Source organism: Brevibacillus sp. BC25 (genome assembly GCF_000282075.1).
GTDB lineage: Bacteria > Bacillota > Bacilli > Brevibacillales > Brevibacillaceae > Brevibacillus.
Genome location: NZ_AKIX01000083.1, coordinates 14,762 through 36,024, shown reverse-complemented (window position 1 = coordinate 36,024; position 21,263 = coordinate 14,762). Strand labels below are relative to the sequence as shown.

Annotated in this window: 24 protein-coding genes; 11 read left to right on the top strand and 13 right to left on the bottom strand. The window is 47.4% G+C overall.

Annotated features, from left to right (window positions below; genetic code table 11):
• Positions 1-65 precede the first annotated feature (65 nt).
• Positions 66-1,751, bottom strand: coding sequence for a methyl-accepting chemotaxis protein (locus PMI05_RS21430; RefSeq protein WP_007726182.1), 1,686 nt, complete (start codon positions 1,749-1,751; stop codon positions 66-68).
• A gap of 195 nt (positions 1,752-1,946) precedes the next feature.
• On the opposite strand from PMI05_RS21430, the gene PMI05_RS21425 reads away from it, so the two are divergent.
• The 3 genes from PMI05_RS21425 to PMI05_RS21415 all read left to right on the top strand — a co-directional run bounded on the left by PMI05_RS21425 (position 1,947) and on the right by PMI05_RS21415 (position 3,495).
• On the top strand, positions 1,947-2,186 hold the full coding sequence (locus PMI05_RS21425; RefSeq protein WP_007726180.1) for a hypothetical protein: 240 nt from the start codon (positions 1,947-1,949) through the stop codon (positions 2,184-2,186).
• A 104-nt stretch (positions 2,187-2,290) separates the two neighbouring features.
• Positions 2,291-2,761, top strand: coding sequence for a hypothetical protein (locus PMI05_RS21420; protein WP_007726178.1), 471 nt, complete (start codon positions 2,291-2,293; stop codon positions 2,759-2,761).
• A gap of 101 nt (positions 2,762-2,862) precedes the next feature.
• Positions 2,863-3,495 (top strand): hypothetical protein, encoded by a 633-nt coding sequence (locus PMI05_RS21415; protein ID WP_007726176.1) that lies wholly within the window; start codon positions 2,863-2,865, stop codon positions 3,493-3,495.
• A 70-nt stretch (positions 3,496-3,565) separates the two neighbouring features.
• Here PMI05_RS21415 and PMI05_RS21410 read toward each other — a convergent pair whose 3' ends face one another.
• The 5 genes from PMI05_RS21410 to PMI05_RS21390 form a co-directional block, all read right to left on the bottom strand.
• Positions 3,566-4,579 (bottom strand): NAD-dependent epimerase/dehydratase family protein, encoded by a 1,014-nt coding sequence (locus PMI05_RS21410; protein WP_007726174.1) that lies wholly within the window; start codon positions 4,577-4,579, stop codon positions 3,566-3,568.
• A gap of 16 nt (positions 4,580-4,595) precedes the next feature.
• On the bottom strand, positions 4,596-5,177 hold the full coding sequence (gene clpP / locus PMI05_RS21405) for an ATP-dependent Clp endopeptidase proteolytic subunit ClpP (protein WP_007726172.1): 582 nt from the start codon (positions 5,175-5,177) through the stop codon (positions 4,596-4,598).
• Positions 5,178-5,212: 35 nt separating this feature from the next.
• On the bottom strand, positions 5,213-5,470 hold the full coding sequence (locus PMI05_RS21400; protein WP_007726170.1) for a hypothetical protein: 258 nt from the start codon (positions 5,468-5,470) through the stop codon (positions 5,213-5,215).
• Entirely contained in the window at positions 5,467-6,060 is a 594-nt protein-coding gene (locus PMI05_RS21395) for a helix-turn-helix domain-containing protein (RefSeq protein ID WP_007726169.1), read from the bottom strand. Before PMI05_RS21395 ends, PMI05_RS21400 begins: the two co-directional genes overlap by 4 nt.
• 149 nt (positions 6,061-6,209) lie before the next feature.
• A complete protein-coding gene (locus PMI05_RS21390) occupies positions 6,210-6,968 on the bottom strand; it encodes an MBL fold metallo-hydrolase (protein WP_007726167.1) in 759 nt (252 codons plus the stop codon).
• Positions 6,969-7,086: 118 nt separating this feature from the next.
• On the opposite strand from PMI05_RS21390, the gene PMI05_RS21385 reads away from it, so the two are divergent.
• The 3 genes from PMI05_RS21385 (at position 7,087) to PMI05_RS31660 (ending at position 8,050) form a co-directional block, all read left to right on the top strand.
• Complete coding sequence (locus tag PMI05_RS21385) at positions 7,087-7,500, top strand: Lrp/AsnC family transcriptional regulator (RefSeq protein WP_007726158.1); 414 nt, start codon at positions 7,087-7,089, stop codon at positions 7,498-7,500.
• A gap of 98 nt (positions 7,501-7,598) precedes the next feature.
• A complete protein-coding gene (locus PMI05_RS21380) occupies positions 7,599-7,889 on the top strand; it encodes a hypothetical protein (protein ID WP_007726156.1) in 291 nt (96 codons plus the stop codon).
• A gap of 26 nt (positions 7,890-7,915) precedes the next feature.
• Complete coding sequence (locus tag PMI05_RS31660; protein ID WP_007726154.1) at positions 7,916-8,050, top strand: hypothetical protein; 135 nt, start codon at positions 7,916-7,918, stop codon at positions 8,048-8,050.
• A 50-nt stretch (positions 8,051-8,100) separates the two neighbouring features.
• Here PMI05_RS31660 and PMI05_RS21375 read toward each other — a convergent pair whose 3' ends face one another.
• On the bottom strand, positions 8,101-8,445 hold the full coding sequence (locus PMI05_RS21375; protein WP_007726152.1) for a cupin domain-containing protein: 345 nt from the start codon (positions 8,443-8,445) through the stop codon (positions 8,101-8,103).
• Positions 8,446-8,675: 230 nt separating this feature from the next.
• Between PMI05_RS21375 and PMI05_RS21370 the strand changes: the two genes are divergently transcribed.
• Both PMI05_RS21370 and PMI05_RS21365 read left to right on the top strand, forming a co-directional pair.
• The gene (locus tag PMI05_RS21370; protein WP_007726150.1) at positions 8,676-9,839 is read left to right on the top strand and encodes a cation:proton antiporter; all 1,164 of its coding nucleotides are present in this window, start codon (positions 8,676-8,678) and stop codon (positions 9,837-9,839) included.
• 91 nt (positions 9,840-9,930) lie between these two features.
• Positions 9,931-11,064 carry a glycerate kinase gene (locus PMI05_RS21365; RefSeq protein ID WP_007726148.1) on the top strand — a complete coding sequence of 378 codons (1,134 nt, stop codon included), beginning with the start codon at positions 9,931-9,933 and terminating at the stop codon, positions 11,062-11,064.
• A gap of 27 nt (positions 11,065-11,091) precedes the next feature.
• Here PMI05_RS21365 and PMI05_RS21360 read toward each other — a convergent pair whose 3' ends face one another.
• The 6 genes from PMI05_RS21360 to PMI05_RS21335 all read right to left on the bottom strand — a co-directional run bounded on the left by PMI05_RS21360 (position 11,092) and on the right by PMI05_RS21335 (position 17,454).
• Complete coding sequence (locus tag PMI05_RS21360) at positions 11,092-12,651, bottom strand: glycosyltransferase family 4 protein (RefSeq protein ID WP_007726147.1); 1,560 nt, start codon at positions 12,649-12,651, stop codon at positions 11,092-11,094.
• Between the two features lie 17 nt (positions 12,652-12,668).
• Positions 12,669-13,667 carry a phosphotransferase gene (locus tag PMI05_RS21355; RefSeq protein ID WP_007726144.1) on the bottom strand — a complete coding sequence of 333 codons (999 nt, stop codon included), beginning with the start codon at positions 13,665-13,667 and terminating at the stop codon, positions 12,669-12,671.
• 2 nt (positions 13,668-13,669) lie between these two features.
• A complete protein-coding gene (locus tag PMI05_RS21350) occupies positions 13,670-14,797 on the bottom strand; it encodes a glycosyltransferase family 4 protein (RefSeq protein WP_007726142.1) in 1,128 nt (375 codons plus the stop codon).
• 143 nt (positions 14,798-14,940) lie between these two features.
• Complete coding sequence (gene rpmG, locus PMI05_RS21345; RefSeq protein WP_007726139.1) at positions 14,941-15,090, bottom strand: 50S ribosomal protein L33; 150 nt, start codon at positions 15,088-15,090, stop codon at positions 14,941-14,943.
• 24 nt (positions 15,091-15,114) lie between these two features.
• Complete coding sequence (locus tag PMI05_RS21340; protein ID WP_007726138.1) at positions 15,115-16,329, bottom strand: GTP-binding protein; 1,215 nt, start codon at positions 16,327-16,329, stop codon at positions 15,115-15,117.
• Positions 16,330-16,497: 168 nt separating this feature from the next.
• Positions 16,498-17,454, bottom strand: a complete 957-nt coding sequence (locus PMI05_RS21335) for a hypothetical protein (RefSeq protein WP_007726137.1) — start codon at positions 17,452-17,454, stop codon at positions 16,498-16,500.
• A gap of 254 nt (positions 17,455-17,708) precedes the next feature.
• Here PMI05_RS21335 and PMI05_RS21330 point away from each other — a divergent pair, with 254 nt between their 5' ends.
• Genes PMI05_RS21330 through PMI05_RS21320 form a run of 3 tightly spaced genes read left to right on the top strand, consistent with a single transcriptional unit; the run spans position 17,709 to position 21,199 of the window.
• A complete protein-coding gene (locus tag PMI05_RS21330; protein ID WP_007726136.1) occupies positions 17,709-19,073 on the top strand; it encodes a hypothetical protein in 1,365 nt (454 codons plus the stop codon).
• A gap of 37 nt (positions 19,074-19,110) precedes the next feature.
• Positions 19,111-19,818: a response regulator transcription factor gene (locus tag PMI05_RS21325; RefSeq protein WP_007726135.1), complete on the top strand. Its 708-nt coding sequence runs from the start codon at positions 19,111-19,113 to the stop codon at positions 19,816-19,818.
• Positions 19,805-21,199: an ATP-binding protein gene (locus PMI05_RS21320; RefSeq protein WP_007726133.1), complete on the top strand. Its 1,395-nt coding sequence runs from the start codon at positions 19,805-19,807 to the stop codon at positions 21,197-21,199. The genes PMI05_RS21325 and PMI05_RS21320 overlap by 14 nt, the downstream gene beginning before the upstream one ends.
• Positions 21,200-21,263 lie beyond the last annotated feature (64 nt).

Genomic DNA, 21,263 nt, shown 5'->3' with positions numbered 1-21,263 from the left:
TTGAGAAATAAACACCCCTCAGAATCTTTCTGTCGATTCTAAGGGGTGTTTCTTGTGGCGAAGCTTTATACCTTGAAATGGCCTATCAGTTTTTCCAAATCATCCGCGAGACTCGCCAGCGATGCAGCCGAGGAGTAGATCTCTTCCATCGAAGCAAGCTGTTCTTCTGTAGCAGACGAGACTCCCACCGAGTGAGAGACAGCCGATTGCGCTACAGTGGCAATCATCTGCATCGATTGTCCGACCCTGCCTGTACTTTCCGTAAGGGTATGTGCAGCAATCGATACTTCTTGAATTTCATTCGTCACGCCCACAACAGCATCGCGAATTTGAGAGAACGCTTCTCCTGCTCTTGCGACGCCTCCCATTCCATCTGATACTTCTTGAGATCCTTTTTCCATCGTGAGGACCGCTTCATTCGTCTCCATCTGGATCGACGCTACCAGCTGGGAAATTTCTTGTGCCGATGCTGATGCCTGCTCCGCCAGCTTTCGCACTTCATCCGCCACGACAGCAAAGCCTCTGCCATGCTCGCCCGCCCTCGCCGCTTCGATGGCGGCATTCAATGCTAATAGATTTGTCTGACCTGAAATTTGCGTAATGACTTCGACGATTTGACCGATTTGCTCGGAGCGTTTTCCCAAGCCACCTACCAGTGCAGTCAAATTCTCCATCGTTTCTCCGATCCCGTTCATCTGGGAAACCGACTGCTGGATGGTTCGATCCCCCTCTGTCGCCAGCTCTGAGGTACTGGCAGCCGCAGCAGACACGCTTTCCGCACGTGCCGCAATTTTTTCTATTCCTGCTGATATTTCTTCGACTTCCTGCTGACTCTCCTCTACGTTTTGGGATTGCCTGTCCGTTCCTTCCGTCATTTCCTGGACCGTGATCGCGATCTGTTCCGTAGCTTGGCTCGTTTGCTTCGAGCTCGCTGTCAGTTGTTCAGCTGCGGCTGCAACCTGCTGGGCATGCCCGCGAACCTGAGAAATCAGCTCTCGTAAATTGGCTAGCATCCTGTTGAATGAGCCTGCCAACTGTCCAATCTCGTCTTTTGAAAAGACGGTCAACTCTTGAGTTAAATCCCCTTTTCCTTCTGCGATATCATGAAGCTGTTTGTTCACCCGATGCAGCGGTGCCACAATCGAGCGAATCAGAAGACCGCCAACCACAATCGCGACGAGAATTCCCACTGCATTAAAAAACAACTGGATTATGGACGAAATTCCTTCGTTCTCCGCCAACTCCTGTTGATCTACTTCGATTTCATTGCGCACCTCTTCGACCAATCCACTCACAACCGAATCCAGTTCTATTCTCGATTGCCGCTCCTTGCCGAAATGATGCGCGATGGCTTCTTCATGTAACCCATTATCCTGTGCCTCTACCGCTTTACCACTCGACTCCAGAAAGGACTTGTACAGTCCCATTGCCTCCTCCATTTTTTCACGATGGTGAGAAGACTCTAGAGAGCTGTTCATTTTGGCAAACAGGCTGTCCACCTTTGCTGCCTTTCCCTTCAATTCCTTCCGAAATTCTTCATCGCCTGTTAATAAGTAGGCTCGTTCGTCATTATTTCGACCTGTCATGATAAACTGCATTTCACGCAGGTCCGTCAATAATTTTTCCTCTTCGATAATCTGGGTATAGGATGCCTTCATTGCTAGCATTTGCAGGTGCATATACGTACCTGAACCGAACATGACAGCCAATATGACACCAAAAGCCAGGATGATTTTTGTTCTGATTTTCACAAGATGTGCCTCCCGTCATCTGATACTTTTGTTCATACCCGACTCCTCCTTCCTTCAAACACTTTGATGTGCAAACAAAAAACCGCCAGATTAAATTCAGTTAATTTTGGTATTTTTCAAAAAATATATTGAACAAACAATCAAGAAATAGCAGAATGCAAGCGAAGTATATACCATAATCAGGGACATGAGTTAATGTTAGGTAATTTGTCTAAGATAATTACACCTCTTGCACTTTCAATGTCATTGCTCACTGTTCCAAGTATGGCTTTTGCTGAAAAAGTTGATGCAAAATACGAGAAAGCAGTAAAACAAGAAAAGCTTGAAAAACTTAACGAAAAATTAGATTACTTACGAGAGCAAGTAAGAAAAACGAAAGATTTTGATAAGGCAATGAAAATAACAATAGAAAAATACAGTAATTTGAAGGTATAAATTCAGATGGTGAAAATGGAAAACCGATCAAGGCATTATCTAACGAGGAAGGCTGGATTACGTTTACTGATAGAATTGTTTACGATGATGAAAGTGATCAATATGTGTTTGTTGGATATTGGGAGTGGGATGAAAATGAAGGTTTTGTCGGACGTGATCCATACGATTTCGTAGGTGTTTATACAGATAATAAAAGAAGTATGCCAATTGACGTAGATGGGGTTGTCATCCAAGGTTGGAATGGCTTGGGTGATGAAGAAGCTTACTTCGATACAAGAACTGATAAAAAACGTGGTAAGGTGGCGTTAGCAAAACGTGCTACGGACGCAGGTGTTGGCTTTTGGATTAATGATCGATATGTTACAAATGGCACGATAACCGCTGTACTAGAAAAAGTTACAACAAACAAAAATGAGCGAGTCTATTTACAATATGACCATTCTTGGACAAGCACTTCAATTACTGGGATAGGTGGTAACGTATCAGGTGGCGGTGGAGGTTTTAATATAACTTGGAACACGGGTGTGAAGTATTTAAATCCACTCACCTCTACAGGTGAATATTGGAAAGGGTAATGTTAAAATTTAGGTGTCCCCCTTTATGGTGGGCACCTGTTTTCTTGGTGAAGTAAGAAAATTCAGCATTTATTATATAATTAAATGAAAGGGCGGTAATAATGAAAAAGATACTAATCATGCTATCCTTGATTCTAGTGTTGACCTCTGGATGCAATAAGGATGCAGCCGATATCAGTGAAGATGAAATCCGAATGCTTGCATACACCTACTCAGAAAATGTATTTAATAACTACAGATACGTAGGATCTATTAGTGATTTTTTAGGTAATGCTAATGGAAAAGAAATCACATTGGAATCACTTCAAATGTATGTTAGTGGGTATAAACAAGGGAATAGCAGGATGAAAATTTATGAAAGTGTAGAAAATATCATCTCGCTCTATCTTGCAAAACACTACAATGAACAAACCATCGCAAAATTATTTGACGCGAATCGCAAATTCTCCCAACTAACAAGGCAGCTTAATGATTTGTTGACAGAAGAACATATAGCGGCAAAACTTACCGCAAATGAAATCATTGAGCTAAGAGAACGAATTGACGATCTACTCATCTATGTATACCCTGAGCAAGAGCAGGATGAGACAGGTATAAATCTATACACATTAATTACGAAACCTGAGAAATTACTTGAAAAGCATACCGTTACGGATATCGATATCTTTTTTATGAATGTTAACAACGCTATGGAGCAATTGAACAACTTCCTGGAACAAATCGATAAAACTTAATCCTTAAAACACGTTCGTGTGCAGAAAAAAACGTCAGGCAAACTCCCTGACGGTTTAAACATTCGGTACGCTAAACTCCGAGCTTCGCAGCCACTTTATCCTCTATGCTGTAGTCAATTCCTTGCAAAATGTTCTCGGGAGGATGATCAATCTCCCATGCAATCGTACGTCGCATAGACTCCTCTGCGGTAGCTTGCTCGGTATACCCCAGCTCACGCCTGATTTTTGCAGAATCCAGCTGAATATGCTGCTTCGATTCGATCTGCGGGACCCACTCATTTGGCAACTCAGTAGAAGGCCCTGTAATCACTATGCCATTCCAACCGTAAACGCTGCCGATTCGTTCAATCCACTCTCGCATCGTCAAGCATTGCTCTTCTGCTACGTGGTAAATCTGATTTTTTGCTCGATCGTCGGTAGCCACCAGACAAATGGCATGCGCGATGTCTTCTACGTAGCCGCGTGCCCACCGCCAAGAAGCAAAGCCTTCTTCGAGCAAAATTAACGGACGCCCGTCACGCATCTGCTGAAGGTACGGATAGACGCGATGCTGGTAATCATGCGGGCCATACACCATCGGCAGGCGCAAAATCGTGCCTGGCAGACTCTGCTGCCCCATCACGACTCCCTCCACGAGTACCTTGTCATAATATTCGCGATCTGGTCTGGCCCCGCGGAACGGATAGCGATTCTCGCAAAGCGGAGACTGCTCCGTAAGCGGCTCGGTCGTAATCGGACCGGATTCAATCTTGTTCACCCGTCCGAACGCCTGGTACACGTCACAACTGCTGATCGCCACGACACGACTTGCTATATCCTGAAACGTTTCTATCAGCAGGCGGGCATCTGCTTCTGTGTACGGAAACAGATCAATAACGACATCCGGTGCAAAGGAGCGAAAAGTCTCTCGGTATTCACCCAGGCGGGCACGATCTCCCGTAATAGAGACGACACCTTGTGGAAGAGAGGCTGCGCCGAGGGAAAGCCCCCTATTAAATACAGCAACCTCATGACCTGCTTCTGCCAAGCGCTTCACTGCATGTGGACCGATAAAACGCGTTCCCCCCAAAAATAGGATCTTCACCCCGGCACCCCCAGCTCTACAATTTTTCGATCACTTTATCAATCAAACCGTATTCGAGCGCCTCTGCGGCGGTAAGGAAATAGTCGCGGTCTGCATCTTTTTCGATTTGCTCGACTGTCTTTCCCGTACGCTCCGCGATGATCGTATACAGCATGTTGCGATGTCGCATAATACGGTCTGCTGCGATCTTGATATCGCTCGCCTGTCCTTGACTGCCTCCCCATGGCTGGTGGAGCATGACTTCTGCATTGGGCAGCGCGTACCTTTTGCCCGGCGCTCCTGCTACAAGAAGCATCGCTCCCATGGACGCTGCCATCCCCGTGCAGATCGTGGACACATCAGGCGCAATGAAACTCATCGTATCAATAATCGCCATCCCTGCGGTGACAGAGCCTCCGGGCGAATTGATATAAAGGTGAATGTCTTTTTTCGGGTCCTCTGCTGCCAGGAACAGCAACTGAGCTACGACCGCATTGGCTACCTGATCATCGATGGCACTCCCGAGAAAAATGATGCGATCCTTCAACAACCGGGAGTAAATGTCATAGGACCTCTCTCCATAACTCGTTTGCTCGACTACTACCGGAATGAGATTCATGAAAAACCCTCCTTCGCTTGTTTACGCTCGACTTTTTACGCGGCCATACGCATGCTGGTTGCTTGTGGTACTGCCACTGATTTTTTGTTAAATCCAGATGAAACCTGCGTCACGACTGCCGGATTACTCGCCGGACCCACTGACCATGTCTGAACAGCTGCTTCTCTTTCGACCGCAACTCCATTTCCGTTTCGAGCTGGCATGGCAATGATCTGATCAGAATGTGGCTGGATACGATTTTCCCAAACGATTACGGGTTTGGACTTGTTTGACTCCACAGCTTGTGCCTTCATGCCTCGTCTCCTCCTTGTTTTGGATAAACCGCGAGAACCACCTGATACGTTTCTTGTCCCTTTTCTTTTGGCTGATACTTCGCCACAAGCTGATTCACCAGTTGGACGTATTCCTCTACAAAAGCACTGCGCTGTTCCGCACTGGCAAGCTGAATACTCGCATTCAGTGAGGCGCTCGGAACCTCCACCTCTTGATCGGAGCGCTCCAGCAAGAGCATGGCATCCCGCTTGATTCGTTCTGCTGTCTGGACCAGATGAGACAACGATCCTTGATCCTTCATTTGCTGAACAGTATCGTTGCCCCAGTTCAGTCCTTCCGAGAGCACATACGTCCGCGCAATCGCCAAATAAAGCACCTCGACGAGATTACGTACCTGTCGACTCCCAACCCGCCTGACCAATCCGACCTTTTCCAAGGCCTTCAAGTGATAATTGACACGCTGCGGGATTTCATTGATACCACGTGCGACTTCTGCTGCTGAAGCAGGCTCTGCCAAACGGCTTAATATCTCGGCACGGAGCGGGTTCAATAGTGCCATCGCCTGTTCCGGCTTCTCGACTACATATGTTTCCAGTTGTTCGTGCGCCACAACAACACCTCATGACATTAATCATTTACGTAAAAATAGTTTATTACGTTCATTTTTGTTTGTCAAATGATGGATAAGCCCTTTTTTCGACAACGTCAAAAAGCCCCGCTATCCTGCGGAGCTTTGTTTTTCATTACTATTCAGTTCACTCATGAAAAAGAGATGATTTCGCCATCCTTCGGAACATGCACGCGACCGGACAACTTTACCTCCTCCAAACATTCATTCAATTCCAGGCGACTGAGCAAGCAATGGTTCCATGTCTCCATATGAGCTACGAGGATACGGCTGTCGGGCGCGGCATTTGCGACATGGACGATATCCTCCTTCGTCATCGTGATCGGGTCTCCCGTCAAGAACCGGGCCGCACCTGCGAAAACGACGATCGCATCTGGACGATACGCTGCAACAGCCTGCTCCATTTCCTCACACCAAATCGTATCCCCCGCCACATACAACGTCGGCTCACCAGCTTGCTTCAAGACAAAGCCAGATACGGGCCCCATCTGCTGTCCGATTTCCCCTGTTCCGTGCTGACCACCTGTCCGATACAGGTGAACCCCTTGCCATGTATACTCCGCTTCGATGGCAACGACTTGTTCGAAGCCATGCTGCACCAGCTTATCCAGATCCGGTGGCTGGCAAAATACAGGCAAATGCTTCGGGAGAAGGCGTATGGCCGCTTCATCCAGATGATCGAAATGGGTATGCGTCACCAAGAGAGCGTCCACGCCAGCGAGTACCTCCTCCACGGATATGGGCAATTCTACTCCTGGATTCGGGCGCTGATTCGGCGTATTTGGTACTGCTGGCATTTCACCCTTGGAGCTAAACATCGGATCAACCAAAAACGTCAGCCCTGCATATTCCACACGCAAGGTAGCATGTCGTACAAGCTGAATCTGCATGTCATTTCTTCCTTTCCTCGTTATCGTTATAATGGATGTACATTTATTGTATAAGGTCCTGAACGGTTGCCGCGAAACGATTGTTGGCTACCGACTTTCGCCGTGAAAGGAGATACACATGCTAGACCAAATTGATCTCTCCATCCTTGCCTTGCTACGCAAAAACAGCCGATTGCAGTGGAAGGACATTGGCGAACAGGTCCATCTAAGCGGTCAAGCCGTCGGAAACCGCATTAGACGAATGGAGGAGCAAGGCATTATTCAAGGCTATACAACACTCATTGATGAAGCCAAAATCGCCCCAGTCCTCACTGCTCTGGTTACCATGTTCATGACCACTACTGATCATTCTCTCTTCACTCGTTTTATCAAAAGTCGCAGCGAGATCGTCGAGGCGCACCGCATCAGCGGAGAAGGCTGCTATACCATGGTGGTACATGTTCCAGATCAAGAGGCTCTCAATCATTTTTTAGATGCCCTGCTTCCTTTTGGGAACTACCGTGTCAACCTATCGATTAACAAATTGAAATAATTGGAGGTTTGGCAATGTATCCGTTCTCATGATTTTTCGGGGTTGCACGATTTTGTGAACAAAAGTAGAATGATGAATACGAAGGGAGGAGAGTCGCCATGGAAGATATGCTATTGCTGCTGTTTTCGCTGGAGGATTTCTTCGCCTTGGTCGCGCTTTTTGTAGGATGCTTCACTTCTGCTTTTTGTCTCAGACAGTGTTGCCTGCAAAACCGGGCTCTACATCAGAACGTCACAGATACGTACCGACCTTCCATTAACACGTTGTTGGTTGAAACTTATCCTATGGCGGCAAGGCAACCGCAGCGCCTTCGCTTATTCAGGCGCATACAGCATACAGACGGCGAAATGGATACATATGATTCCTTTGTTTTGGATCGCGTAGCGTAACGAATATCCAAAAGGAGGTTGATCATATGATCGCCAAATATATCGGAGAAGCTTTGTTGTTTGTTGTGGGTCTGCCTATTTTCGCTTATCAAACATTCGAAGGAATGCACGCATTGGCAGATATCTTCGCACAAATGTCCGATTTCACCAATTTCAAATAAGCTTGACGCAAATAAAAGCCTGACCGCTTCTTTTGACGGTCAGGCTTTCTTTAATCTGCTTGGATGCGGTCTCCTCTTGTTGTCGGCTGTGAGATCACAAGAAACTCCACATCCTCTGCTCCCTCGTTTTTCATCTGATGTTTGACTCCTGGAGGCACTTCTACCCCTTCCTGCCTGCCCAACACATGACGAACGCCATCCACTTCCAGCATAGCCTGTCCTGATAGCACGAAGAAAAACTGACGCGACCGCTCGTGATAGTGGCGCACTTCTGCGGTATTTCCGGGCATCCGCTCATGAATGACGCTGAGCTCTTGGCCTTTGACCAGATGCCAGCCATCGCATTGATCGCCCCAATGATAATGCTCTGCATTCTCTTTGCTGATTTTCGCCATGCCTGCTCCTCCTCCGATTTTTGCCCTATTTTCACACGCTGCGGAGCATTTGTCACCAAGTGTTTACTTTTTCTACCCCGTATGTTAAAATATTTGTGTATTGTAAGTGAATATTTGATTCGTTACTGGAGGAGCCTGTCATCATAGGGTTCTTTTTGTCTTTTTTTAGCCGACAAAAAGAACTCTGTGATCGCGGGCTCTTTTTTATTTCGTAAAAAGGGGGAAACCACATGCTTATTTTTCAGCTGGCTGTCATTTTGATCGCCTCCAAAATCGCTGGTGACATCAGCGTGCGGCTGGGACAGCCATCCGTTTTGGGGAAACTGCTCATCGGTATCGTTTTAGGCCCTACCGTTCTCGGGCTGGTCACAGACACAGAAATCCTCAAGGAAATTAGCCAAATCGGGGTTATCCTGCTCATGTTTATCGCGGGCTTGGAGACCGATATTGATGAGTTCAAACGCACCGCCAAGTCTTCAACCAGCGTAGGGGTCGCTGGGATTGTCATGCCCCTTGCACTCGGTTATGGTGCCGGGATTGCGATTGGTCTCTCCAACATCGAATCGATCTTCCTGGGCCTGTTGCTCTCTGCTACCAGCGTGAGTATTTCCGTACAAACGTTGAAGGAATTGGGCAAGTTAAAGTCAAGAGAAGGCGCAACGATCATGGGAGCCGCTGTTATTGATGACGTTTTGGTCATCTTGGCGCTCGCTTTCTTGATGAGCTTTGCTGGCGGCGACGTAAATCTCGGCATGGTGGTTTTGAAAAAGGTCGCGTTTTTTGCCATCGTCATCGTTCTCTCCTGGAAGGTTGTCCCGTGGATTTTGAAAAAATTCGCTCCGTTGCAGGTTACAGAATCGGTTATTTCCGCAGCACTCATTATCTGTTTCCTGTTCGCTTATTTTGCTGAATATACAGGGGTGGCCGCGATCATCGGTTCCTACATCGCCGGTGTTGCCATCAGCTTGACCAATTACAAGCAAGAAGTGACGCACAAGGTCGAGACCATCAGCTACGCGGTTTTCGTACCAGTCTTCTTCACCTCGATCGGAGTAACGGCACAGTTCTCTGGCATCTTGGAAAACCTCGGACTGATTGTGCTCCTGAGCGTTATCGCGGTTGTTTCCAAGCTCATCGGTGGTGCTTTTGGTGCAAAAATCACAGGCTTCCCGTGGAAAAACTCGATGGCCATTGGTGCAGCGATGGTATCCCGTGGGGAAGTGGCACTCATTATCGCCGCCATTGGTCTGGAGAACAATTTGCTCACTCAAGACATGTTTGCCGTCCTGATTGTCGTCGTACTCTTAACCACCATCGTCACTCCACCAATGATGAAATGGTTCTTCTCGAAAACGGCACAGCCAGAAGAAATGGCTTTGAAAAAGAACGCCTAATACAACCAAGACTGTTTCTCGCCTAGACGCGGGGGACAGTCTTTTTTATTATGGAAAAAATACCCTCTTTCCTGATAGGAGGAACACCGTCATGAAAATTGTAATCGCTCCGGACTCTTTTAAAGGTAGTCTAACTGCCAAACAAGTAGGCGAAGCCATTCGCTCAGGGATTCAACGCGCAATCCCGCAAAGTGAGCTCATCGTGAAACCGATGGCTGACGGCGGTGAAGGTACCATGCAATGCCTGGTCGATGCCACAGATGGCAAAATACTGACCACCACCGTAAAAAACCCGCTCGGACAGGACATTTCTGCTGAATTCGGCATTTTGGGTGACGGTGTAACCTGTGTGATCGAAATGGCTACTGCCTCTGGTCTTTACTTGATTTCTGCCATAGATCGCAACCCGCTTGTCACGACGACCTATGGCTTTGGTCAATTGATTACGGCCGGACTGGATCAAGGCTGCCGCAAGTTCATTCTGGGACTGGGTGGCAGTGCTACCAATGACGGAGGCGCTGGCATGCTCCAAGCTCTCGGATATGTGCTTCTCGATCAAGACGATCAGCCACTCTCTTTTGGAGGTGGTGAATTATCACGACTGAGCCATATTGATACGGGACAGGTTGATAAGCGGTTGGCTGACTGTCACTTCGTCATTGCGTGTGATGTTACCAATCCATTTGTTGGACCCAATGGCGCTTCTCACGTTTTCGGCCCACAAAAAGGAGCCACACCGGAAATGGTGCGGCAATTGGATGATCATTTGCGCCATTTCGCTGACTTGATCGAAAAGACCCGCGGCATCGCCATTCACGATTTGCCTGGGACAGGTGCTGCGGGTGGTATCGCTGGTGCCCTTCTCGCTTTTTTAAATGGTCAGTTGCGTTCCGGAATTGAGATTGTGATCGAGACGACCGGACTCACGGAAGCCATGGACAAAGCCAATCTTGTGATCACAGGTGAGGGACAAGTCGACTTCCAGACGGCCCAAGGAAAGACGCCATGTGGAGTTGCCCAAGTCGCACAACGATACAGCATTCCCGTCATCGTCCTCGCTGGTTCCATTGGAAATGGCATCGACGCCCTTTATGAAAAAGGCGTTTCTGCCGTTATCAGCATCACCAACAAACCGATGACGCTGGATCAATCGATGCGCGAAGCTGCCTCGCTCTTGGAGCAGACAGCCGAACAAGTTATGCGGATTTATAGCCTGAAATCCTGATCGGCCACTTCCTTTATTATTGTGCTACTACTCCTCATCAGCATTGTGATGACCGTATATGAGTGCATCGACAAGCCTTTGATACCCAATATCAGAGAAGAACTCGAAAGTGACTTCGGCGGGATCGTCACTCCCATCGGACTCGTCATCATTTTCGGTACGCAGATCGGCAAGATTTTGGAAATCTCGAGTGCTAAAACAGCTCAACCCAGATCGACTGCCGCTCTCTTCATTACCTTCCCCATTGTCAGGCCCCTCTTGCCGTCGCTCGGGCTGAACGCCAGGCTGGGTACCGTGCCGATCTGGCAAATCTTGATGGTCAGGGCTATCGGCAACGTTGCAATGGTCGTCAATCATGTTAACGCCACGTATTTCGGGGTTGTATCCCACTTCTCCACCATGAACTTGACCACCGCGTATCGTGTCCAGAAATTGGCCTAACTTGTGGAAGGTATAGTTGTGGTTGCCTTTTTGGGGCTCCTCCTGTTGTAAAGCTTTTTCAGACTCGTAAATCTGGTTAAGTCTAGCAGCTGTGGCACTCCAACTAAACTTTTCCAAGGCAATTTCACGAGCTTCTTGCTTCATTTTCAAATACAGGGGCTTATTCATGATCAGTGAACAAATCGCATCGGCGAAGGCTTGCGGATTTTTATATTGTTTGATCAGCAATCCAGAACGGCCATGCTCAATGATTTCTTTTATGCCACCGTTTTTCGAGGCTACGACTGGCAATCCGGAGGACATCGCTTCGACGTTAACAAGGCCGAACGATTCATGTTTTTGCGAAGGACAAATAAACAGATCGGCTTTTCTAAAAACGCGGTGGATACTACGATGGGGGACCGTACCTAGAAATTCGGCATGTACGCCAAATTTACGAGAGAGCGACTGCAATTGCCTTGCATATTTGCTTGTTGGTGATCCTCCTGCAATCATTACTTTGACAGGTTGGGCTATCTGCCTTTTCACAAGCTTAGCTGCTTGAAGCAATACGGGAATGCCTTTACGTGGAATAAGCCTGCCCGCGAACAATAAGGTGAAGGCACGGGGATGAGAGGTTTTTTGAATAGGGGAAAAGCGAGATGTATCGACGCCAAGCCATGCAACCCGGATTTTTCTCGACATGCTAGGAAAACGAGCAGAAAGCCGACTTTCAAGCGATGAACTGTTGGTGATAATCAAGTCCGCTTTTCGTAATCCGGCCAAGGTCTCTGCCCGGCTGGTATGGGGAGAATTGACAAAAGTCAGCGAGTGAAGATACAAGGATACGGTCGCTTTCGGAAACATCGATTTAATCTGCCTAACGAACTCCGGTCGATTATCGATTTGCAAAACGTCAAATCGGCGTTTTATTAGGATTTTTTTCACATGGGTCAAATATTTCGCAGAACTGCCGGTAGGAACGCGATAAATGTGCACCCCATCTATAAAAGAATACTTCGGATAACGAGGATGCGCTCTGCTGATAATCGAGACCGAATGCCATTTACTCAATTCCTTGGCAATCGCCAGAATCGTAATCTCGACGGACCCCCCAAGAATGGGGGGGACGGGGATTTGCTCGGGGGCGATGATGACGATTTTCATACCGAACACTCTCCTGTTTAAGAGCTATGACTGGCAGCGTACTCATCAAGTTCCTGCAAAAAAGGGCCGATTCTCCTCTCTGAATCAAGTGCCCATCGTAACCGCTTCATGGTAAACGGGATTCTTTTGAATGGGGACAGTACTAAAAATGTCGAGAACGGAAATCGCAGCCAGGCACAAATCAGTTTATATTCGCTTTTGTTTAGTGTGGTAACCTGACGATAACCATCCAGAATAGCTTTGGCAATGGAAAAATCCCATTGATAATCTTTGCATGAATTATAAATGATGCGATATAAATCATAAGCTCGCAGATCGACATGCAAGGTTTCAAAGTCGATCAAGTAGGTACCTTCATCATTGAGAATAAAATTGCTCGGTCCCCCATCACCATGACATAGGACTCCATGTTTACGCGGATTGCGACGGCAATTGTTATATTCGCTGCTATTCAATAATGCTTCCGCTTGTCTGGAGTAACGCATGATTTCCACCCGGTGCTTTTTGAGAAAACGGTTAATAGGCAGGCTAAAGCCATTTCTCTTCGCTTTTGCCATCTTGTTCTGTATATATCGGTGCCTGTTACGTAAAGTGGCGTACCATGTCCCAATCTGACTGTAAGCAAAATTCCCAATGAGAGCTGTACGTCCAGCCTCATGAAAACGTGCCAACGCGGCACCGCATCCCCTCATATCCGCTAAATTGCGCGGCGAGGGTTTCCTCCCCAAAATCCAGGGAGTTAGTACAAAAACCTCTCCTTTTCTCGAGAGTTGATAGGTATTGCGGCCCTCTGGCATCTTGGGGTTGCGCCACGCCAAAAGCGATCCTTCCCGCCGGACCTGTATCAGCATCCGGTCAACCCACTGTATTCGAGCCACTCCTTTTGGCATCCGCTTTAAGCTGAACGAACGGCCCCCTGGCGTTACAATCCGATAGATTCCTCCTCGAATTTTCTTTTGTTGGCGTACCCGAACCCCAAACTGTTTGGCTATACCGGTAATGGCTTGTTTGCTCATTGTCATTCCGCCTTGTTCAGGTTTGTAAACAATGATTGATATTGAAGCGCAATCGAAGACCAATTATATCGTGCGGCAGTTGACTGGGCATTGCGTACTCTATTTTCCGCTAGGTCAGGATTTTTCCAAAATGCTTTAACGGCTCGAGCTATCCTGGTGCTATTGACTGTGGAAATAATTTGGGCATTTTGATCGTTTACAAATTCCTTTAATCCTCCCGACAAGGTCGAAATAAGTGGTACACCATTTGCCATCGCTTCCAATGCAACCAAGCAAAACGATTCTTTTTTACTTGGAACAATAACGGCACCGTAAGAAGCGTACATCTGTTGCACGGCTCCGTATTTGCTCTGTTTGACCCAGCGAATTCTCTTTGTAACGCCAACTCGTCTTGTAAGGGCTTTGAGTTTTCTTTGATAGCTGGCATTTCCGCTTCCTACAATGGTCAAATGTACCCGTTTATGTTCTCGTGACAGGAGGCCAATGGCTTTTATTAAGGCATCGATCCCTTTGGAAGGAATCAGTCTACCTACGTACAGCAATTTAGTCGGGGCAGATTTTGACTGCTTGGTTATCGGTTTCACACCGTGCGGGATAACAGAAAATTTATGGATAGTTGTACGAGGATAACGTCTCCTTGTTGCACCTATTAGCCACCTGCTCGGCACAATGATTTGACTTGCACTCTGAATCAATTTTGTCTGGTTTTTCCCAAACGGCGAATAGATACCTTGAGAGGCTAGAGAGTGGCATGAATAGACAACTGGAACATGGAACCGGGCTTTGGCTATTTTGGAAGTATCCGCAAATTCCGTACTATGCACATGAATGATATCAGGTTTGACATATCCCGCTTTGGACATCGCGTACAAGACGGATTTCGCTTTGAAAGATTGTTTTGTGCGATTAAAGTAACGAGGAGCTTTTGGAAATCGAAGAATGCACAAATTTTCGTTCGGCTTTGATATCGTCAATCGATTGGATTTTCCGGTGCATAGAACCGTTACCTCCACATCATTCCTACTCAATGCTCTAGACAAGTGAGTAGCGACGATCCCTAGCCCTCCGATTATTTTGGGCAGATACTCATTCGTCATGACCAACACTTTCAGCTTGTTTTCGTTCTCCAAATAGTACCCTCCTCGTATACTCGCTCTTAACGCATCGCGCATCCGGGAAGAATTCATCATTCGATAGACACAAATATATTTTATGTCCGGTTGATAATAAGGTGTTGGGCACGGTACCTATGGTCTTCAGACATTTTTTGAAATCACTTTGTTTCCCTATGAAGGGTATAGCGCTTTAGGCGCGGGGAGTATTTTTTTAGTTCCAATCGCTCGGGATGATTCCGCTTATTTTTGGATGTGATATAGTTGCGATCTCCTGTTTCAGTGCATTGCAGGGTAACGTTCACACGCATGGATGTCAGCCTCCTCTTTTGTGGTTACACTGTCGTCTCGATTACAGCATCTGCTGTCGGGAGTGGGTCGGGCAGCTTACTCCAGTCCGCCTCGTATTCCTCATCGTTCAGGAGACATGCATCGAGATGCTTCACGATTTGCTCCTGGTTCAGATCAATACCGATAAAGACGAGCTCTGTAGTTCGATCCCCATGTACGGGATGCCATGTTTGCTGCCAGTCCGGCTCTTCTACCAGAATGGCTTGTTGCTCTTCTGCCGATAACGCTGCTGTCCAATAGCCAGCTGTTCCGATTTCGATGGATGGCCCTGCCTGACTGAGTGACATCGCCACGTCATTTCGTGTCGCCAACCAGAAAAACCCTTTAGCACGCACGACCTCCTCTGGCCAATCCTCCAACCACTTTTCAAAACGAGCTGGATGAAACGGCCTGCGACCGCGATAAACGAAGGAGGAAATTCCGTACTCGTCCGTCTCAGGTGTATGCACTTCCTTTTGCAGCTCAGCAATCCATCCCGCTGATTGACTGGCAGTCTCGAAGTCGAACAAATTGGTATTCAAAATTTCTTGCGGGTCTACCTGCCCACGAACAGCGCGGATGAAGCGAGCATTTGGCTGTAGCTTGCGCAGAACGGCTTCCAGCTGTATCAAATCATCTGGAGCGACACGATCGCATTTGTTCAGAATCAACACATCACAGAATTCAATCTGGTCGATCAAAAGATCCGCGACCTCACGGGTATCCTCTTCGCCAACTGCCTGCCCTCTGTCCAAAAGGTTTTCCCCGGACGAAAAGTCATGCCAGAAGCGGTATGCATCCACTACGGTCACCATCGTGTCCAAGCGGCACAACGCCGATAAATTGATGCCATTTTCTTCGTCTACGTATGTGAAAGTCTGGGCGACAGGAACCGGCTCACCTACTCCCGTCGATTCAATCAGTATGTAGTCATACCGTCCTTCCAAAGCCAGACGCTCTACCTCCGTCAGCAAATCCTCTCGCAAGGTGCAGCAAATGCAGCCATTCGACAGCTCCACGACCTTTTCGTCCACGTGTGAAAGACCACTGCCCGAGAGAATAAGAGAGGCGTCTACGTTTACTTCGCTCAAGTCGTTCACGATTACGGCGACTCTTAGCCCTTCCCGATTGTTCAGGACATGGTTCAGTAGCGTCGTTTTGCCCGCTCCCAAGTACCCGCTCAGGACTGTGACGGGGATTTTATTTTCGATCATGTTCATGCTAGGTTCTCCTTTTCGGTTTTCTCAAAACGTAATAATTACGATTTGTTGGTTATCATAACGTATCGAAATATCCAAAGTCAATATAAAACGTAATTATTACGATTTAACAAACTGAAGAAAATCAGCCAGATTTCACTCTGACTGATTTCCTCCACGTCTGCTCCACTATTGTTTTTTCGCCTTGTTCATTCCAACCGCTTCACCATAAACCCCAATGACTGGTTGGTACGCCTGACGATCATTCAATTTCCCCTGCTCGACCACGGGCTGCGGGCGATTTTCTTTCCACGTAAGCTGACTGTACACATGACCTGTCGCAGTCGGCATTGTGACGAGAATATCTTTTACCTGATCGGCATTGCCATCCGTGATAGCGAGCTTCGGAAGAATACCACTGTCGCGTTTACCTACAGAGATAAACGTCTGCTGATTATCCTTCCCTTCGCGAACCACGACACGCAGGTTATGGGCCGTCTGATTCATCGATACGCCCATCTTATCGCCTACAAGCAAAATAAGATCCTTGATGTTGTCTCCGGTCACGTCTGCATACTTCGTATCAAGGACAAAGGTACTATCGCTGTCCATACTGAAGCCACTATTGATCGTCACATCTGGTGACGGCATATTGTCCCAGTCTGCTTTTTGAACCGTTACCTGTAAAAGCTGCGGCTGTTTATTGACGACGTTCCACACACTGGTCGCCACCGCCAGGCGATCCTGCGTATTCAGCCCATACAAGGTTTGCTTGCCCATGTAACTCAGATTGCCTTTCGCATCCCGGAATGGTACCAACTCCACCAGCTTTTGCGTATATCCATTGGTTGCCTTTTGCAGCTTTCCATTGGCATGATAAATTCCTTGCTTCACGTACGTAGCCTTATTGTCCGATATATCTACTGTACTCGTCGCTTTTGTCTTTGTATTCGTTACTTTTGCCACAAATCCATCGACAAATTGTATCATAAACGGGATATTTTGCTCTGGTTGTAATAAGACTACCGGCGCGTACGCTTGCGATTGGGTGCTGTTCGCTTGAACCGAGTCAGCCCCAACGCTCGAAGCCATGAGAACTGCGCCGCTGCAAAGAACTGCCGCCATCGTTTTGTGCCATGCTTTCATCCTTTTCTCCTCCTTCGTATAGATAACATCCAACTCCTATCCTACATTTTTAAACGAAATTGCTAGGCCAATTGTTGCTAGTAAAATATGCCCTGTTCTCTCGCACTTTTTTCCTGTATAAGGAAGCTTAGAACACGTTCGCTTGTTCTTGAAAAGCTCGAAAACGGGTTTTTTTACCGTTTTGCAACAATTTTGCGGGATGGGCAAGCTACAATATAGTCAAATGGATGCAGCAACAGAAAGGAACATTTGAAATGAAAAAGGCTTGGCTCGTAACGACAGCACTCTGCGCCTCGCTTGTTAGCGGTTGCGGACTCACAGATACACCCAATGAATTGATGCGCGCCCCATCAGCAGACGGCGATCAAAAATCGATCAATCAGGCCGTCATGCAATTTTTGCCGGCTGGGTCACAATTATCTGTTCCTCTTCATCCCGCAGAAGCCAGTGCCGTCTCCCTACAGGATCTAAACGGGGATGGGGTTGCAGAGGTCGTCGCTTTTTACAAAACCGAAAAAACCGATTATGAAATCGGTGTGCTTGTGCTTACCCAAAAGCAAGGAAACTGGGAAAAGCTCTCCTCCTTTACTGGTGTCGGCAGCGAATTGGATTACGTCTCCTTTCAAGATCTCACTGGGGACAAAATTCCGGAAATGCTGATTGGAATGGGGGGCGGCGAAGATTTGAACAAGGAGCTCTCCGTTTATTCGCTAGCGAACAATATGACCCAGGAATTGATGAAGCAGCCCTATTCCATTATGGCAGTAGGCGATTTGACAGGAGATGATCACGCGGATCTCGCTCTCGTTGTTCTCGATAAAAATAACTTCACATCCAAAGCCGAGCTGTATGGGGCAGGGAACGGCACAATCGCAAAAAAGACGGAGATAGCCCTTGACGGATATGTGAATGGTTACTATCAGGCTATCATCGGAAAAGCATCGCCAACCCGAAACGGACTATTTATTGATGCTGGATTAGGGGCTCACTCTGCTTCCACTGAACTACTCCTCTGGGACAATGGACAACTGTCCAACCCTTTGGCAAAAATAGAAGGAGAGATGGACCTGACCTTCAAGCCGTATTCTTTGGAAAGTGAAGATATCAATGGTGATGGCATCATCGAGATCGGTACGAAGATACAACCCGCTGGGACAGAGGATTTAGCCATGGCAGAAATCCCTTGGGTCTCCTCCTACTTCCAATGGGACGGGAAAACGGGCTTGAAACATATCGAAGATCATTATCAAAATTACACACAAGGCTTTGACCTCAAGATTCCGGCAAAATGGGGCGAAAAATACACCATCTCCATCAACCATGATACGAATCCACTCCTAGTCCGATTCCATTATTACGGTGCGAATGGAAAAAATAAGGCAGAATTACTAACGCTGCAAAGCATTCCACAAAACGAATGGATCAAATTTGAAAGCGGATTGAAGCAAAAGCAAGTTCCCTACATTTTGCTGAAGGAAGAGGGAAAACAAGTCTTGATCGCCATTTTACCGCAAACGACACCTACCCTTGGAAAAGCTGCTCTCGCGGAATATCGATCAATGCAGCTTACCGCAGAGGAGGTTCGTCAGCTCTACAAACCGATGACGAACCGGGAATAAAGTGAAATAGTAAATCCTTATCAAGGAGATTTGCCCTATGAAGGTTCTATTACTGGAAGATGAGAAATCCATCCGAGATTTTGTGCGCATCAATCTCAAGCGCGAAGGTTATGAGGTAATTGAGGCTGGGACCGGAGAAGAGGCACTTGATCTCGCAGATCAACAATCGGACATCGTCATTGCGATTCTCGACGTCATGCTCCCCGGCATTGATGGCTTCGAAGTATGCGGGCAGCTGCGAAAAAAATATCCGCGCCTCGGGATCATTATGTTGACGGCCAAAAGCCAGGAGCTGGACAAAGTCATGGGTCTCGAATTCGGAGCAGACGATTACGTCTCCAAGCCGTTTAGCCCTGCGGAACTGTTGGCCCGTGTCAAAGCGTTGCACCGGAGATTGACACCCATTCCTGAGGCTGAAGACAAAAATGAAATTAACATTGCCCCCTTCACGCTGTTGCTCGATGAACGCAAGCTGATTCGGGTGGATCAAGAAATTGACCTCACGCCAAAAGAATTTGCCATCATCAAATTACTCGCTGAAAATGCGAACAAAGCCATCAGTCGGGACGAGATTTTGACAGCAGTTTGGGGTCAATTTTTTATCGGGGACTTAAAAATTGTTGATGTGAATATCCGCCGAATAAGGCAAAAAATCGAGGACGATCCGGCTCATCCAGCTTTCTTGGAGACCGTCTGGGGGTATGGCTACCTGTGGCGAAAGGACGTCCCAGATGAAAGGCATTAAGAGTAGGCTGGTTCTTCATTTCGGCCTAATCCTCCTTCTGATCGTACTGCTCTTGGAAGGACTGTTTTACTGGGCCGTTCATACGTATTATATCGGGACTGCGACCGAAGCTTTAGTGACCCGCAGCACGACCTTCACCAATTTTATTAACAAGTACGCCACTGGCTATCGGTTAAAAGACAAAGCACGCTACATTTTGGAGAATGTTTCGAATCAGGAATACGCCAAAATTGAGGTCTTGGACCCAGGAGGAAAAGTCATTCTCAACTCCTATGGCTTTCAGACCAGCGAGATCATCAATACACCTGACGTCATGGATGCTATCAAAGGGCAAAGTGGTTTGTACATCGGGAAAAGTCCACAGTCGCGGGAGCGTGTCATCGCGGTGTCCAACCCGCTTACGTACAGTGGAGAATTTGTTGGCGTTCTGCGGTACACGATCTCCGCTGAACCGCTCTATCAAGCAGTAAATCGCATTGCCTTGTACGGGGCTGGCGTTGGGACAGGCGTAGTCGTCCTTGCTTTTGCTCTCAGCCTGCTCATGGCAAAACGAATCGTCGACCCTATCGAAGATTTAACGAATGCGGCCAAACAAATGGCGGAAGGAAATTTTGCTGTCCGGGCGCCAAAACGATTCGATGATGAGGTAGGAACCCTCGCAGATACTTTCAATTACATGGCAGCGGAGATCGGGAAAAACGAAAAGCTGAAAAATGACTTCATCTCCTCTGTCTCCCATGAGTTGCGTACCCCACTTACGTCGATTAAGGGATGGGGCGAAACGCTCATTTCGGGTGGTCTGGAAGAGCCTGAAGAGACGCTGCTTGGTCTGGAAGTCATCTCCAAGGAGACAGATCGTTTGATCGGGCTCGTCGAGGAATTGCTCGATTTCTCGAAGTTTCAATCTGGTGAGATGAAATTGTCTCGCGAACGCATGGATGTCCGGGATCTTCTCCATGATTTGCACCTTCAATTTTCAGTACGTGCCAATGCGAAACAAATCGAGTTAAAGCTGGAGACTCCCCCTACCCCACTCATGGTTATGGGAGACCCGAATCGTCTGAAGCAAGTATTTGTGAATCTATTAGACAACGCATTGAAATTCACGCCACAAAACGGCTCGATCGTCATCGCAGCTTCCTTGTCAGGCGATAGGCTCCTTATCACCGTAACGGATACAGGTGAAGGCATTAACCCGGAAGACCTGCCGCATGTCACAGAAAAGTTTTTCAAGGGACGCTCCAAGCTCTCCGGCAGTGGTCTGGGATTGGCGATCTGCAAAGAGATCATTCAACTCCATGCCGGGCGGTTTTCGGTTAGCAGCGCCCTTGGTCAAGGAACATCGATTATGGTAGATTTACCGTTGTTGGCGAATCAATAAGGCAGGAAGAGCGAATAGCTCTCCTGGAGAAGAAATTACAAAAAAACTCACCCTTGCCGCATTA

Coding starts and splice junctions, on each gene's coding strand:
- PMI05_RS21425 (WP_007726180.1), top strand. CDS start 1,947: ATGTTAGGTAATTTGTCTAAGATAATTACACCTCTTGCACTTTCAATG.
- PMI05_RS21415 (WP_007726176.1), top strand. CDS start 2,863: ATGAAAAAGATACTAATCATGCTATCCTTGATTCTAGTGTTGACCTCT.
- clpP (WP_007726172.1), bottom strand. CDS start 5,177: ATGAATCTCATTCCGGTAGTAGTCGAGCAAACGAGTTATGGAGAGAGG.
- PMI05_RS21400 (WP_007726170.1), bottom strand. CDS start 5,470: ATGAAGGCACAAGCTGTGGAGTCAAACAAGTCCAAACCCGTAATCGTT.
- PMI05_RS21390 (WP_007726167.1), bottom strand. CDS start 6,968: ATGCAGATTCAGCTTGTACGACATGCTACCTTGCGTGTGGAATATGCA.
- PMI05_RS21385 (WP_007726158.1), top strand. CDS start 7,087: ATGCTAGACCAAATTGATCTCTCCATCCTTGCCTTGCTACGCAAAAAC.
- PMI05_RS21380 (WP_007726156.1), top strand. CDS start 7,599: ATGGAAGATATGCTATTGCTGCTGTTTTCGCTGGAGGATTTCTTCGCC.
- PMI05_RS31660 (WP_007726154.1), top strand. CDS start 7,916: ATGATCGCCAAATATATCGGAGAAGCTTTGTTGTTTGTTGTGGGTCTG.
- PMI05_RS21375 (WP_007726152.1), bottom strand. CDS start 8,445: ATGGCGAAAATCAGCAAAGAGAATGCAGAGCATTATCATTGGGGCGAT.
- PMI05_RS21370 (WP_007726150.1), top strand. CDS start 8,676: ATGCTTATTTTTCAGCTGGCTGTCATTTTGATCGCCTCCAAAATCGCT.
- PMI05_RS21365 (WP_007726148.1), top strand. CDS start 9,931: ATGAAAATTGTAATCGCTCCGGACTCTTTTAAAGGTAGTCTAACTGCC.
- PMI05_RS21360 (WP_007726147.1), bottom strand. CDS start 12,651: ATGAAAATCGTCATCATCGCCCCCGAGCAAATCCCCGTCCCCCCCATT.
- PMI05_RS21355 (WP_007726144.1), bottom strand. CDS start 13,667: ATGAGCAAACAAGCCATTACCGGTATAGCCAAACAGTTTGGGGTTCGG.
- rpmG (WP_007726139.1), bottom strand. CDS start 15,090: ATGCGTGTGAACGTTACCCTGCAATGCACTGAAACAGGAGATCGCAAC.
- PMI05_RS21340 (WP_007726138.1), bottom strand. CDS start 16,329: ATGAACATGATCGAAAATAAAATCCCCGTCACAGTCCTGAGCGGGTAC.
- PMI05_RS21335 (WP_007726137.1), bottom strand. CDS start 17,454: ATGAAAGCATGGCACAAAACGATGGCGGCAGTTCTTTGCAGCGGCGCA.
- PMI05_RS21330 (WP_007726136.1), top strand. CDS start 17,709: ATGAAAAAGGCTTGGCTCGTAACGACAGCACTCTGCGCCTCGCTTGTT.
- PMI05_RS21325 (WP_007726135.1), top strand. CDS start 19,111: ATGAAGGTTCTATTACTGGAAGATGAGAAATCCATCCGAGATTTTGTG.
- PMI05_RS21320 (WP_007726133.1), top strand. CDS start 19,805: ATGAAAGGCATTAAGAGTAGGCTGGTTCTTCATTTCGGCCTAATCCTC.